10 protein-coding genes are annotated in these 14726 nt (G+C 61.5%); 7 read left to right on the top strand and 3 right to left on the bottom strand.

What is annotated here, in order from left to right:
- The 3 genes from ACIREA_RS12245 to ACIREA_RS12235 all read right to left on the bottom strand — a co-directional run.
- Window positions 1-1434: serine/threonine-protein kinase (locus ACIREA_RS12245; RefSeq protein ID WP_397382558.1), on the bottom strand; the 1434-nt coding region annotated here is incomplete at its 3' end.
- A 111-nt stretch (window positions 1435-1545) separates the two neighbouring features.
- Window positions 1546-3210: an ArnT family glycosyltransferase gene (locus tag ACIREA_RS12240; RefSeq protein WP_397382557.1), complete on the bottom strand. Its 1665-nt coding sequence runs from the start codon at window positions 3208-3210 to the stop codon at window positions 1546-1548.
- Window positions 3210-3893, bottom strand: coding sequence for a PIG-L deacetylase family protein (locus ACIREA_RS12235; RefSeq protein ID WP_397382556.1), 684 nt, complete (start codon window positions 3891-3893; stop codon window positions 3210-3212). The genes ACIREA_RS12240 and ACIREA_RS12235 overlap by 1 nt, the downstream gene beginning before the upstream one ends.
- 173 nt (window positions 3894-4066) lie before the next feature.
- Between ACIREA_RS12235 and ACIREA_RS12230 the strand changes: the two genes are divergently transcribed.
- The 7 genes from ACIREA_RS12230 to ACIREA_RS12200 all read left to right on the top strand — a co-directional run.
- On the top strand, window positions 4067-4816 hold the full coding sequence (locus ACIREA_RS12230; RefSeq protein WP_397382555.1) for a glycosyltransferase family 2 protein: 750 nt from the start codon (window positions 4067-4069) through the stop codon (window positions 4814-4816).
- Window positions 4817-5150: 334 nt separating this feature from the next.
- Window positions 5151-7436 (top strand): PQQ-binding-like beta-propeller repeat protein, encoded by a 2286-nt coding sequence (locus tag ACIREA_RS12225; RefSeq protein ID WP_397382554.1) that lies wholly within the window; start codon window positions 5151-5153, stop codon window positions 7434-7436.
- 42 nt (window positions 7437-7478) lie between these two features.
- Window positions 7479-9113, top strand: a complete 1635-nt coding sequence (locus ACIREA_RS12220; protein WP_397382553.1) for a PQQ-binding-like beta-propeller repeat protein — start codon at window positions 7479-7481, stop codon at window positions 9111-9113.
- A 168-nt stretch (window positions 9114-9281) separates the two neighbouring features.
- On the top strand, window positions 9282-11564 hold the full coding sequence (locus ACIREA_RS12215; protein ID WP_397382552.1) for a PVC-type heme-binding CxxCH protein: 2283 nt from the start codon (window positions 9282-9284) through the stop codon (window positions 11562-11564).
- 209 nt (window positions 11565-11773) lie between these two features.
- Entirely contained in the window at window positions 11774-12973 is a 1200-nt protein-coding gene (locus ACIREA_RS12210) for a family 10 glycosylhydrolase (RefSeq protein WP_397382551.1), read from the top strand.
- Window positions 12974-13063: 90 nt separating this feature from the next.
- Entirely contained in the window at window positions 13064-13879 is an 816-nt protein-coding gene (locus ACIREA_RS12205; protein WP_397382550.1) for an IclR family transcriptional regulator, read from the top strand.
- Window positions 13876-14726, top strand: an 851-nt coding sequence (locus tag ACIREA_RS12200) for a DUF1549 domain-containing protein (RefSeq protein WP_397382549.1), incomplete at its 3' end; no start/stop codon positions are given. The genes ACIREA_RS12205 and ACIREA_RS12200, both read left to right, overlap by 4 nt.

Here is a 14726-nt window from a genome sequence, read left to right as displayed (position 1 = left end):
ACGGTGTTCCTGGCTTAGAAAGGCCTCGCTGCGGTCGCGGTCCGTCAGCCAGTAGCGGAAGGCTTCCGCATCGCCATCAGGCACAACGACCAAGTAAGCTGACTCCTGATCTTTGCCGCGCTGATAACGCACCACCTTGCCTTCAAACGATCTGCCGGTGGCCTCCAGAAAGCGCTTGAAGAATTTCATCTCCACCGGCTCCGCGCTGATGTGTCCGCCCGGGCCGGGCTTGAACACCATGCCGAGGTTGTTCACCCAGCGCTCGCCCTTTTGCGGCAGCTTGGAAGGCTCCAGTTTCAGGTCAAACATCGCCGGCTTTTCATCCAGCGCGATGTGGTCGATCTCGATCTGCTTGTAGCCCGGCAGGCGCAGTTGATAGATCACCGGCACGCCTTCAGCGGGGTTGAGTTCCAGCGGCGTCACGCCGAGTTTTTCTTCGCCGGCAAAGACCACCGCGCCGGGAGGCGTCGTCACGATCTTGAGGCGCGGCACGGTGTTGTTCACCGCCATGAGCGTGCGCGTCCGGTGGTTTTGCGCCAGCCACATGCCAAATCCCACCGCCAGCAGGAGCGCCACGGAGCCGACGGCGATCCACGTCCACATCAGACGGCGCGAGGAGGGCAAAGGTTCGCCGCGCAGAGCCAGCGCCATTTCGCGTGCATTGACAAATCGCCCTTTCGCCTTCGGCGCACAAGCGGTGCACACCACATCCTGCAGCCTGCGCCAGACCTCCATGTTTGCCCCCGTCTCCGTGCAGGAGGGCAGGTCGGGAAAATCCAAGCGGTCCTTTCCGGTGCTCGCCTCATACAGCACCATGCCCAGAGAGAAAATGTCAGAGGCTGCCGTGCCCGGCCCTTCTGGCGCCACAAAGCCCTCCGTGCCCACAAAGCTGCGCTGTCCCAGCAGGGCCACCAAGCCAATGTCCGCCAGCCGGCAGATGCCGTCGATGAAGATGAGGTTCGATGGCTTGACGTCGCGATGAATCAGTTGATTGCGGTGCAGGTAGTCCAGCCCCTCCGCAATGGTAACGCCCAGCTTGACGCACAGTTCCGCTGAAACGTATTTGTCCCGCTTCATCTGCAGCCCCAGCGTGTGCGGCTTGTAGGTGTCGGCATGGATTTCGCGACCGGTCTCCAGGTCATCCGCCAGCTCCATCACGTAGTAATAGAACCCCTCAAGATCGTTGCGCCCCACCTGCAGGATGGGCACCAGCGCCTCATGCCGGCGAGAGATGGGTTCAAACTTTTTGATCGCTTCAAACTCGCGCTCAAAGGAGTCGGGCCGGTCGTAGTCCTCCCGCCACACCACCTTCACCGCGCGCAGCACCCCGGTGACGCTGCGCGCCAGCCAGACCTCCCCAAACGCCCCCTGGCCGATGATACGAAGGGTCTCGTGATCGCGAATATCGGGCGCTGTTCGTGACTTGGACTGCATGCAGGAGGTTGGAATAGCGGAATTACACCGCAACCACGCCTGCTTGTCGAGTTGTGAAGTGGAGAAATGCAGGGCTGTGGCACTGGCAGCCACAGCCCATGGGCTCAGCGCCTACTTCTTGCCTTTGATGCGGAACACCAGGCGGTCACCAATGACCTTGATTTTTTCGCAGCGCTCTCTGAGCACCGAGCCGCTGGACTGGAAGTGGTCCCAGTCACGCATGAGGGCGATGCAGAGGACGCTGGGATACTTGTCGGCAAACTCACCCGTGCCGACGTCCGCACGCAGCATGTGCAGGGGCGGGTGCGGGGTGAAGTAGGGCTGCAACTGATCCGGCCTGGATGGGAAGAAGATGACGCCATCAGGCATGCTGCCGGTGTAGTAAGTCACGGCGCGGGCAATGAAGCTGGAGGAGATGATCGGCTCGCCGGGCTGGCGCACTTTCATGGCCTCTGCGGCGATGCCACGGGTGGAGGTGTATTCCATGACCTTGGCATCCACCCCATACTGCATGTACATGATGATGAAGGCCGTGACCAGAACCGTGGTGCCGGCCCAGGCAACGGTGCGCCGCAGGAGCATGAGCACCATGGGGATGCTGATGATCGCCGCGAGGACGTAGATGACCGGGGAAAGGTCTTTGATGAAGGCGTTGCTGTCCTTCGGCAGCATGAGCGTGATCGCGCTGGCGGCCCCCAGCACGAGAACGGTCTGCAGGATGGCGAGGGCGGAGACGAGGATGCGCTCCCCTTTGCCACGGAAGCCTTTGCCGATCCATTGATCGAGCGTGTGGCCCATCACCAGAGCCAGGGTGACGAAGAGGAAGAAGGTGTAGGTGGGCAGCTTGCTGTTGCAGATGGTGAAGAAGATCAGGTTGGGCACGAACCAGCACACCAGGAAGAGCATGCGGCGGTCGGTTTTGATGTCCTTCACCGTGCGCACCACGGCGGCGATGAGCAGCGGAATCCAGGGCAGATTACCCGCCACCAGGATCATGAGGTAGTACCACCAGTGGTTGCTGTGCTTGTGCTCGGCGCTGGTGAGGCGCTCCCAGTTTTCATGCACAAAGAAGCGGTGCCAGTATTCCATGCCGTACTTGGAAAACATGGTGGCATACCAGGGGCCGGCGATCAGAAGCCAGGCAACGATGCCAAGCCAGAGTCCCTTGCCACGCCAGGGCGAGCGTTTGCCGGTGAGCCAAAGGTAGCAGATGGAGCCGAGCGTGGGCACCAGGAAGCCGACGGGGCCTTTGGTCAGCATCGCCAGCGCGGAGGCGATGAAGTGCAGGATCATCCAGCGGTCACGTTTGTCCTCCTCCTCGGTGGCCAGCCAGAAGCAGAAAACGGATGCGCTGATGCACAGCGCCAGAAAGATGTCCGTGAGCATGAGCCGCGACATGAAGGCGTACTCCACCCCGGTGGCGAGCACGACGGCCGCACAGAAACCAGCGCGGGGCGAGAACATGCGCCGCCCAAAAATCCAGGTGAGAAACACCAGAAGCGTGCCGGCGGCGGCGGAGGGCACGCGTGCGGCGAGCTCCGTCTGGCCGAAGATCTTCTGCGCGATCATGGCCTGCCAGTAGAAGAAGATGGGCTTCTCAAACTGGCGCTCGCCAAAGATCATGGGTGTGGCCCATTCGTTCCCCTTCACCATTTCCGTCGTGGTCTGCGCGTAGAACGGCTCATCGGGGTCGATCAGGGGCAGATGCCCGAGACGCCACCAGAACATGACCGTACAAATAGCGAGAAGGGTGAGGAATTGGGAGCGCGTGGACATCAGGCTGGGTTGGATGGAATGAAGATTTCTAGATCGCGTGCATACCCGCAAAAGCGGGAGCTGCTAAGGAAAAGTTGGGTTTCGTGGCACTCGATCGCCGCGAGCTTGCGGGCCTTTTGCCTCAATGTGAGATGAAGGGTGAGCCCGGCCGCCTCAGGACAAAACCAGCGGCGGTGGATGAGGTAGGCCCACTGCGCCAGGTCCATCCCGGCTCGATGCATGGACTCCTGAATGAGGTCATAGGAGGCACCGTGGTCCGGGTGGTTGTCATCCTGGGAGGGCACCACCAGCAGCGTGGGGCGGAAGGTTTTAAGCTCGGACACGTGAAGATCCAAGGTGTGCGCGTCTTTCTGCTGCGACAGCCGGGTCAGCCCCTGATCTGGCAGGCCGAAAAAGGACGCTGCATCCGCCTGCAGGCCGAGAGTCTGCAAGGAGCGCACCGCCTCAAGACGGCGCCGCGCGCCCCAGCGCTGGCGGCAGGAGGCGTCGATGGTCCAGCGCTGCTCGACGTAGCGCTGCGGCCAGGGATTGTTGTCGCCATCGGTCTGAAAGATGACCCGCACCTGCGCACCCAGAGCCACCGCCTGCTGGATCAGCCCGCCGCAGCCCAGTGCCTCGTCATCCGGATGAGGGGCGAAAACCAACACGCGATCCTGCGGTGAAAGCGTGAAGGAGGCAGGCATCAGGGGTTGGGTCGGGGAATGAAGCAGGAGGGGGGGGAGGAACGGGAAGCTTTCCATACCCGGCTTCTTTCTGCGTGCGAGATGAAAAAAATGTCACTATAATTTTTTGTCACCAATTATTCTGGTTGGACAGGGTTAGGGAAACCGTGGAAGATTGCCAACCCACTTAATTCATGCAGGCCGCCAGCCAGACCCCAACCCCCGCGTGCAAGATCGCTGCACTCATTCCGGCCTACCGAGAAGCGATGGCCATTGCCGATGTGGTGCAGCGGACCCTTCCGCACGTAGACTTGGTGCTGGTGGTGGATGACGGCTCGCCTGATGACACGGCGGAGCTTGCCAGGAAAGCCGGCGCTGAAGTCATCAAGCACACGGTCAACCAGGGCAAGGGCGCGGCCATGAAGACGGGCATGAAGACCCTGACCGAGCGCGGCTTTGATTTCATTCTGCTCCTCGATGGGGACGGTCAGCACGCGCCGGAAGAAATTCCGCGCTTCACCGCCCCAGCGCGCGATGGCTCCGCCTATGTGGTGGTGGGCAACCGCTTTGAAAACGTCAAGGGCATGCCGATTGTACGCCGGATGGTGAACAGCCTGATGTCACGCATCATCAGCAATGCCTGTGGCGTGCGCATCCCGGACACCCAGTGCGGCTTCCGCCTGGTGCGCTCCAACCTGGTGTCCTACATCATGGGCAGCAGCGACCATTTTGACTTTGAAACGGAGATGCTGCTGCTGGCCAGCCGTGCCGGATTCACCATCCAAAGCGTGCCGGTGAGCACCATCTACGGTGCCGAAAAAACCAAAATCCGCCCGGTGCAGGACACCATCAAGTTCATCAAACTGATGCGCAGGTGGCAGCGTCAGTCCGGCACGATGCCCGCCGAAGCGGCCGAGCTGCGCCAGGCCGGTGCTGAAAAGTAGGGCGACAGAGGTCCAAGGGTGAACTTCCGGGGTGGAAGCCACCCGCTGCGTTCGCCTAAAGACTTCGCGAGACGAGATGTCATGGCCTGCGGACTTGACACTACTGCGTGCAGCCTATGGCCGTGGCAGTGCCCTCTCAGACCATTCGTCCCTTGCCGTTCATTCCCCCTCTCTTTTCCTGCTGGCGTCCGTCTGCAAGATGGCGGGCGTATGATGCGTTGCCATTGTCCCCCCATTGACAGCTAGTGACACCTCCCTTGCGAAAGGTATGAAAATCGCATTGAAGCGCGTCGCGTGCTCACGATGTTTCATTTCCATCCTCCCCTCCCAATCCATGCACCACCGTCCCCGACCCTCCTTCGGCTGTTTGTTTGCCGCCACTCTGGCTCTGACCGGAATCTCCCAAGCGAATGACTGGACGAACTGGCGCGGCCCGCTGCAAAACGGCGTGAGCCTGGAGCATTACACCAAGGCTGGGAAACTGGACGAAAAGCCGACGTGGTCGGCAGACATCCGCAGCCGTGGCACACCGGTGGTGGTGGACGGCAAGGTGATCCTCTGGGGCTACAAGGGCGAGACGACGGATCTCATTGAGCTCATCACCTGCATGGATGAGAAGACGGGCAAGAAGCTCTGGGAGCATGAGATCCCGGATTTCCTGAGCGATTCCATCTACAACCGCTACTCGATCGGCGCGCCGACGGTGGACCCGGAGACGAAGCGCATCTACCTGACAAGCAACGCGGGTACGTTCTTCTGCTTTGAACTGGACGGCAAGAAGGTGTTTGAGATTCCACTGATGGAAGATTTTGGTCGCATGACCTTCCCGAACTCCCGCGTGGGCAGCCCGGTGATCGAGGGCGAGTTCGTCATCATCCACTTCATTTTCTCAAACTGGGGCGCTGACGGCCCTGCGGCAGACCGCGTGTACGGTTTTGACAAAAAGACCGGCGAACTGGCCTGGTGGACGCTGCCAGGCGTGAGCCCGCCGGTGGACAGCTCCTACTCCACACCCGTGCTGGAAACCCGCGACGGCAAGCGCGTGGCCTACTTCACCACGGGCTGCGGCCACGTCGTCTGTGTGAACACGCACAACGGCAAGCCTTACTGGAAGATGCCGATCTGCAAAAACGGCGTGAATCCGTCCGTGGTGCTGCACAAGGGCAACCTGATCGCCATCCACGGGGATGAGAACGTGGACAACTCGGAGAAGGGCCGGATGGTCTGCATCAAGCTGCCGGAGAAGCTGAGCGCACCAGTGCCACCTTCGCAGGAAGCCACCACGCTGGAACCCGGCGTGGAAGTGTGGCGCAACCCGATCGGTGCGACGAGCAGCTCCCCTGTGGTGGTGGGCGATGTGATCTACCAGCTAACGGACGGCGCCGAGCTCTATGCGATCGACGCGAACACGGGTGCGAACCTGTGGAAGATGAAGCTGAGCAATGCGAACCTGCACTCCTCCCCGCTGTATGTGGACGGCCTGATCTACTGCCCGATGCTGGAAGGCAAGCTGGTGGTGGTGAAGCCCGGCAAGGAGTCCGGTGAAGTGGTGCAGGAGATCAAGCTGGAAGGCGACTGCCTGGGCGCACCGAGCGTGTGCAACGGCCAGCTCTATGTGACGACGACGAAGCACCTGTATGCTTTTGCCATCCCGAACAAGGGTGTGAAGGTGGGCGCTGCTCCAAAAGTGGAAATGCCAAAGGCCGGCAAGGCTGTGGCGCTGCAGATCATCCCTGCTGAGACGGTGATCATGACAGGCAACAAGCAGTCCTTCCGTGTGCGCAGCATCGATGCCAACGGCATGCTGGTGAGCTCTGACGTCAAAGGCGTGAAGTGGGAGACCTTCATCCCGCCAACCGCAAAAGTGAAAGCGACGATGGATGCGAAATTCAACGACGCGGGCGAACTCGTGGTGGCTGCTGATGCGAAGTCCAGCGCAGGTGCGTTCAAAGCCACCGCTCCGGACGGCCTCTTTGGCACCATCCGTGGCCGCGGCCTGCGCAATCTGCCGCTGATCGAGAACTTCGACGGCTACGACCTTAAGGACGACCAGCCAACGGAAGGCATCAAGTTTGCCTATCCTCCCCTCCCCTGGATCGGTGCGCGCTTCAAATTCGACGTGCGTGAAGTCGCCGGAGCCCCAGGTAACAAGGTGTTCGCCAAGACCTTTGACCGCCTGCTGTTCCAGCGCGGCACGGTCTTTTTGGCCCCTTCCCAATTCTCCAATTACACGATGCAGGCGGACGTGATGACGGACGGCAGCGCTCGTGCGAAGTCGGACATCGGCCTGATCAATCAGCGCTACCTGATCTGCCTGCGCGGCAATGCCGGCAAGCTGGAAGTCAGCTCCAACCTGGAGCGTCTCAAGCAGGAAGCGGTGTTTAAGGTGATCGCCAACACTTGGTACACGCTGAAGACGCGCGTGGACGTGGCCAAGGACGGCAGCGGCGTGGTGCTGGCCAAGATCTGGGACCGTGCGCAGGCTGAGCCTGCCGCCTGGACCATCGAAGTGAAAGTCCCCCGTGCGCATAAGAATGGCTCCCCCGGCATCTTTGGTTTCACCCCGCTGAACCAGAAGCGCGTCTATCTGGACAACCTGAGCGTCACCCCCAACAAGTAATCCCCACACGGAACGCGCCACGAAACTTTGTTTTTAAACCACATGACCACGAAACTTTCTCCCATCCTCGCCGCGGCCCTGGTTGCCACGGCTTCGCTGAATGCCGCCGACTACTCCCAGTGGGGTGGTGGCAACACCCGCAACATGGTGTCTGACGAAAAAGGCCTGCCGACAGATTTCAATCCCGGCAAAAAGTTCGGCCCCAAGGCCGCTCCCAAAGTGGCCGGACGCCTCCGCCCGAACGCCCAGGACGCCAACAAGGCTCCCGGCGCTGAAGACATCGACATGAGCACCACCAAGAACTGCCTCTGGGTGGCCAAGCTGGGCTCCCAGACCTACGGCACACCGATGGTCGCGAATGGTCAGGTGTATGTGGGCACGAACAATGAATCCCCGCGCAACGACAAGCAGATCGGTGACCGCGGCATCATGATGGTGTTTGATGAGTACACCGGCCAGTTCAAGTGGCAGATGGTCTCGCCCAAGATGGGCAGCGGCAAAGTCAATGACTGGGAATACCTCGGCATCTGCGCCAGCCCCACCATCGTCGGCGACAAAGCCTACGTGCCTGGCAACCGCTGCCAGATCGTCTGTCTGGACGTGAAGGGCCTATCCAACGGCAATCAGGGCATGCTGGACGAAGGTGCCTTCATGGCCCCGCTCGACAAAGACGGCAAGCCCACCGCTCCGCTCACCCCTGGCGACACGGATGCCGACATCCTCTGGGTGTATGACATGTACAAAGAACTCGGCGTCTTCCAGCACAATGCGACCGCCGGTTATCCGCTGGTGATCGACGGCAAGGTCTTCGTCCCGACCTGCAACGGCGTGGACTGGACGCACACGAACATCCCTTCCCCGAACTCCCCGAGCTTCATCATGCTGGACGCCGAAACCGGCGCGCTCCTCGGTGAAATGGATCACGTCGCCTCCGAGCGCGTGCTGCACTGCTCCTGGTCCTCCCCGAACTCGGTGGACGTGGACGGCAAGAAGCAGATCGTCTTCGCAGCCGGTGACGGCTGGGTGTACTCGATGGCCCCTGAGACCCACAAGGACGCTGAAGGCCTCGACATCCTCAATGAATACTGGCGCTATGACGCCAACCCACCGGAGTATCGCAAGAACTCCGCTGGTGAGCCGATCAAGTACGTCGAGTACGACGGCCCAAGCGAAATCATCGCCACCCCAACCGTCGCTGATGGCCTGGTGTATGTGAACATCGGCCAGGACCCAGAGCATGGTGAAGGCGTGGGCTGCCTGAGCTGCATCGACCCCAAAGCCAAGGGCGACATCACAGGCAAAGCCCTCTGGACCTTCAAAGGCATCGAGCGCACCATCTCCACCCCTGCGGTGAAAGACGGCCTCGTTTATGCCGCCGACTACACCGGCCGCCTCTTCTGCCTCGATGCCAAGACCGGCAAGGAATACTGGAAGTTCGACACCAAGGGTCACATCTGGGCCAGCCCGCTCGTGGCTGATGGCAAGGTGTGGATCGGCAATGAAGAAGGCGAACTCTTCATCCTCGCCGAAGGCAAGGAACTCAAGGAACTCGGCACCATCGAGTTCCCCTCCCCGCTGCTCAGCAGCGTTGTTGCCGCGAACGGTGCGCTCTACGTGACCACCCACACGCACCTCTACTGCTTCAAGGAAGGCGCGAAGACGCCGGAGGTGAAGTAAGCGAAGTTCAATAGTAGATCACTCAAAGGCGGGCCCGCAATGGCCCGCCTTTTTTCATGCCCTCACATCGACGCTGGATGCGCTTGCCGGCTGGGGCGGGTTAAAGATTGTAGATTCGAAGTGCGTAGCTTCTGAATGTTGCCCAGCCTTTCTTGTTTGTTTGATACCATGAGTCTCCGCCGTGCTGCCCTGGCGCTGCTCGTGTTTTCTTCAGCCCATGGAGAGATCCCCAAACCGGACGATGCTCCGCAGCCGCTGTCTCCGGCGGAAAGTGTGAAGCTGTTCCAGGTACCGGCGGGTTATCAGATCCGCCTGCTGGCGAGCGAGCCGCTGATCCATGAGCCCTCGGGCATCTGCTGGGATGACAAGGGGCGCTGCTTTGTGTGCGAGCTGCATGGTTACAATGTGGAAGGGCAGTACGACATCGACGAGCTCAACAAGACGGGGCAGCTCGATCTCGAAGTGCGGCGCATCCAGGCGACCGAAGCGGCGAAGAAGAAGGCCGAGGCGGAGACCTACGGCACCGTGAAGCTGCTGCGCGACACCGATGGCGACGGCGTGATGGACAAGGCCATCGTGTGGGCGGACCGCCTGCCGCCGTGCTATGGCATCGCCGCAGCGAATGGCGGCATCCTCGTCGCCTGCGCGCCGCACATTGTTTTCCTGAAGGACAGCGATGGCGATGACAAGGCCGATGTGAATGAGAAGCTCTTCAGCGGCTTTGGCACAGGCAATCTGGAGCGCGGCATCAATGCGCCCACACTCGGGCCGGATGGCTGGTACTACTTTGGGCGCGGCTGGGCCGGCGGCGAGATCACAGGACCGCACCTGGCGAAGCCCGTGAAGCTGCCTGCCACGGACTTCCGCATCCGTGCGGATGGCAGCGCCATCGAGCCCGTGAGCGGCAGCACCAAGACAATGGGCATGGCCTTCACGCCCGGCGGCGAGCGCTTTGTCTGCACCACGACGCATCCCGGACTGTACGTCACGCCCATCTCGTGGCGCTACCTCATGCGCAATCCGGACGCCGCTGCGCCTCTGCTGGATGCACCCGCCAGCGATGACACGCGCGTCTATCCCATCTCCAAGCCGCACCCCTGGCGCACCAAACGCGAGCAGCATGCGGAGTACTTCGCCTTCTACCGCAAGATCAGTCTCAGCGATGCCGCTGCGTCCGGCTACTTCACCTCCGCCTGCGGCCCGCTGGTGTGGCGCGGCCAATACTTCGTGTGCGAGCCCGCGCAGAGTCTCATCCACCGCGCAGACATCGTGCGGGATAGCACGCGGCCGCGGCTGGAACGCGTGAAGGGAGAGGAGCAGAGCGAGTTTCTCGCCTCACGGGATTCCTGGTTTCACCCGATGAGCCTCGCGCGCACGCCCGATGGCAGCATGGCCATCTGCGACTTCTACCGCGAAATCATCGAGGACTACTCCGCCATTCCTCGCCACCTGCAGCAGCAGTATGGCGTGACCCATGGGAACGACCGTGGCCGCATCTGGATCTTGGAAGCGAAGGAACCGTACGCGCACCCAAAACTCAGCACCAGCGAGGCCCTCGTGCTGCAATTGCGTAAGGAGGATGACAAACCGCTGGATGCAGCAACGCGCGCACTCAGCCTCAAACGAGAGCTGGAGCCGAACCTCGCGCTGCAACTCGCACTCAGTGTTGGTGCCGACCAAGAAGCCCTCTTCGCGCTGGCGCGGAATCATGGGCAGCTCAAGTGGATGGATGCGGCGATTGCGAGCTCCGCGTATCACTTGGAAAAGGATCTGCTGCTGGCGCTTGCCGCAAATCCTGGAAAGAGCGAGCCGGTGATGAACAACCTCGCCGGCATCATCGCGAGCCGTGGGGATGCGAAGGAGATCTCTGCCTGCCTCGCGGTCGTTACCACCGGCAAGGCTGGCGAAATCCTGCGCCTAGGTCTCGAAGAAACCAAGCCACTGCCCCAGCAGGCCGAGGTGCCTGCACCCACCGCGCCTACTGCGGAGCAAAATGCCGCATGGGAGAAGCGTGTACCCGCTGTGCTGGCCGCGCTGAAGGAGAAGCCGAATCTCGAAGAAGGCCGCGTGCTGTTTCAAAGCATCTGCAGTGCCTGCCACAAGTCTCACGGCATCGGTGTCAGCGTGGGACCGGATCTGGATGCGGAGTTTCAGCGCGCACCGGAAGTCATCCTGCGAGACGTGCTCTTCCCCTGCGAGGCCGCACGGCCCGGCTACGAAACGCTGCGCGTGAAAACGCAGCGCGGAGAGACGCTCATGGGCATCGCCGCGTCCGACTCGCCCACCAGCGTGACTTTGAAACTCCCCGGCGGCACTGAGCGCACCGTGCTGCGCAAGCGCTCCGAGATCCGCACGCTGCGCAACGTCTCCCTCATGCCCGCCGGACTTGGCGATGCGCTGAAGCCTGAGCAGGTGGCCAGCATCATCGCGTTTCTGCGGTCCGCTCCGTGAGGAGCGCGGACTTCAGTCCGCAGCAGGTGATTCGCGCACTGCGTGTGAATCATTCGTTGCATTCTGCAAGCAGGACGATCTTGGGCTCAAACGGAGTGGCATATGAACCACGGAGCAGCGTGTGTTTGCGGCGTGCTGCGGACTGAAGTCCGCGCTCCTTTTGCTGCGCCACCGCGCAACGAATGCTCCATCAATCGCGTTCTTTTTCCATGATCCGATTTCTCCTGCCCGCCGTCTTCGCGTTCAGCGCCTCGCTCTTCTCCGCTGAACCACCGAAGCCGCGCAACGGATCGCTAGTCTTGATCACCAATGACGACGGCTTCAGCTCGTTTCACAGCGGTCGCTACAAGGGCGCGGAGGATCTGCGCAAGTCGATGCTCTCTTACAAGGACACGCAGATCGCGGTGATGGAGTGGTGCGTCATTGCGGGCAGTTGCTCGAATTATCCATCCAAGGTCACGGAGCTCTACGGCACGGGCATGACGGAGTTCCCACGGCGTGGCGACAAGCTGGCGCATGAGACGGTGAAGCGCATGGCGGATGCGGGGGAGAACACCCTCGGCATCGTGGCGGCGGCCTGCCATGAGGCGGGACTCTCCTGCTATGCCTCGCTGCGCATGAACGGCGACTACGCAGAGAGCATGTGGGGCGGCACTTTTCCACGCTTTGCCAACGGCAGCTTCTGGTGGAAGCACCCTGAGTTCCGCGTGCTGGATGCCAAGGGCAAGCCGGGCTCCCACCAGTCCTTCGCCTTTCCCGAGGTGCGCGAGTTCAAGCTGAACATCCTGCGCGAGGTGGCGGAGCAGGACATCGACGGCATCAACCTCGACTTCCAGCGCCACCCCACGTTCTTCGGTTTTGAGAAGCCGATGAGCGATGCCTTCAAGACGAAGTATGGCATCGAGGCAAGCACCGTGCCGCAGGATGATCCGCGCTGGTTTCCGCTGCGCTTTGATATGATGAACCTTTTTGTGCGCGAAGTGCGCCAGCTTTTGGACGAGGCCGGCAAACGCAAGCGCCGCCATCTGGGCCTCTCCGCGCGCATTGACTGGAAGAAGTACGCCACCTGGGGCTGCGATATCGAGACGTGGCTGAAGGACGGCCTGCTCGACTACCTCGTCGTGGGCCAGTACGGGCTCGGTGGTTATAACTTCGACATCGCGCCGTTTGTGAAGATGGCGCAGGGCAGCGGCTGCGCCGTGCTGTTTGGGGAGGAATCCATCGTCAAAGGCCACGACCGCACTGCAGAGGAGGACCGCCTCATCGCCGCCGGCAAGATGAAGCCCGCCAGCAGCACCCTGCTGACCCGTGAGCAGTACGACCAACGCGCCGCGAAAGTCCGCGCTGCCGGTGCCCAGGGCGTGCATCTCTTCAACGAAGGGCGCAAGGAGATGATGAAGGGGTATTAGACGGAGTCGCTGGCGAACAACATCGCCGGGGCGCACCTCCAAGCAGTGAATTTAAGAGCAAGAAATCCGGTGGTCCGGGGTATATGTGTCGTGACACCCATAGAACATGTGCCAAATACGGAACTAGGACGTTCCAAAAAATCAAGCCCCATCGTGGCGGAGGCTCCGGCGCTGGATCGCGGGCTGGCGATTCTGGAACTGCTGGATGCGGCGGCTCAGGGGTTGAATCTGACGGAGATCAGCAAGGCCATCGGCAGCCCAAAGAACTCCACCTCGCGCCTCGTGCAGACGTTGATCGGGCGCGGCTATCTGACACGGGATGGCGATGCGCAGCGGTTTCGGCTGACGGGCAAGCTGCTCCGCCTTGGGCAGCCACGGGTGGCGGATGTGAGTCTGGTGGAGTGCGCGTTGGATGCGATGCGGACGCTGCGCGATGCGGTGGGCGAGACGGTGCAGCTTGGCATTCCAATCGACGATGGAGGCGTGATCATTGAGAAAATCGAAAGCACGCAGGCGGTGCGCATCGGGGTGAATCTGGGTCTGCGCTTCCACCTGCACAACAACGCCCCCGGCAAGGTGCTGCTGGCGTTTCAGCATCCGAAGACACGCGAAAGGACGATCAACCGCATCAAGCTGGAACGATTCACCGAGCGCACGATCACGGACAAAGAGGTGCTGAGAAAGGAATGCGAGCGCGTGGTGAAACAAGGCTACGGCACGGATGGCGGCGAGGCCGATGAGGGCATCCACTGCGTCGCCGCGCCGATCCGTGACCGTCTGAACGTGCTGGTGGCCACGATCTGGGTCTCGGGCATCGCGGGACGCATGCCGAAAAGCAAGTTCGCATCCTTGTCAGTCGAGGTGATCAAAGCCGCCGGCGAGATCGAAAGGAGGCTGCGGGCATGAGACGGGTCCCCATGTTTGCTGCTTTACTTTTCATCGCGGCGCAGGCGAGCGCCGATGAGTTCTTCCGCTCACAAATCGAGCCGTTGCTGAAAGAGCACTGCTACGAGTGCCACTCGCATGAGTCAGGCACGATGAAGGGCGGACTCACGCTCGACTCACGCAGCGGCTGGGTGACAGGCGGGGAAAACGGCCCGGCGATCATCCCCGGCAAAGTGACCGAGAGTCTGCTCATTCGCGCCGTGCGGCATGAGGACAAGGAGCTTTCGATGCCGCCGAAGAAGAAACTGCCCGCGGCTGCGCTGGCCGCGCTGGAGGAGTGGGTGAAACGTGGCGCTGTTGATCCGCGTGAGACGGTGGTAAAATCAATCAAGGCCTGGGACTGGTGGTCGCTGAAGCCGCTCTCGAAGCCCGCCGTCCCGCAGAACTCGGCGCATCCGGTTGATGCCTTCATTCTTGCGAAGCTCCAGGCGCAGCATCTCGCGCCGTCGCCGCAGGCGGACCGGCACACGCTGATTCGCCGGCTCACTTTTGATCTGCACGGCCTGCCGCCGACACCGGAGGAAATCAGCGCTTTTGAAAAGGATGTGAAACCCGATGCCTATGAACGTCTCGTGGACCGGCTGCTGGCCTCGCCCCGCTATGGTGAACGCTGGGCCCGGCATTGGCTGGATGTGGCACATTACGGCGAGTCGAACGGCTTCGGCATGGACCGTCCGCGCATGGAGGCGTGGCCGTATCGCGACTACGTCATCACGGCGCTGAATGCCGACAAGCCGTATGCTCGCTTTGTGCAGGAGCAGTTGGCGGCGGACGCACTCTATCCTGACGAGCCGGCGCTCACACCCGC

Source organism: Prosthecobacter sp. (genome assembly GCF_044373815.1).
GTDB lineage: Bacteria > Verrucomicrobiota > Verrucomicrobiia > Verrucomicrobiales > Verrucomicrobiaceae > Prosthecobacter.
This window is presented reverse-complemented; position numbering and strand designations above follow the sequence as displayed.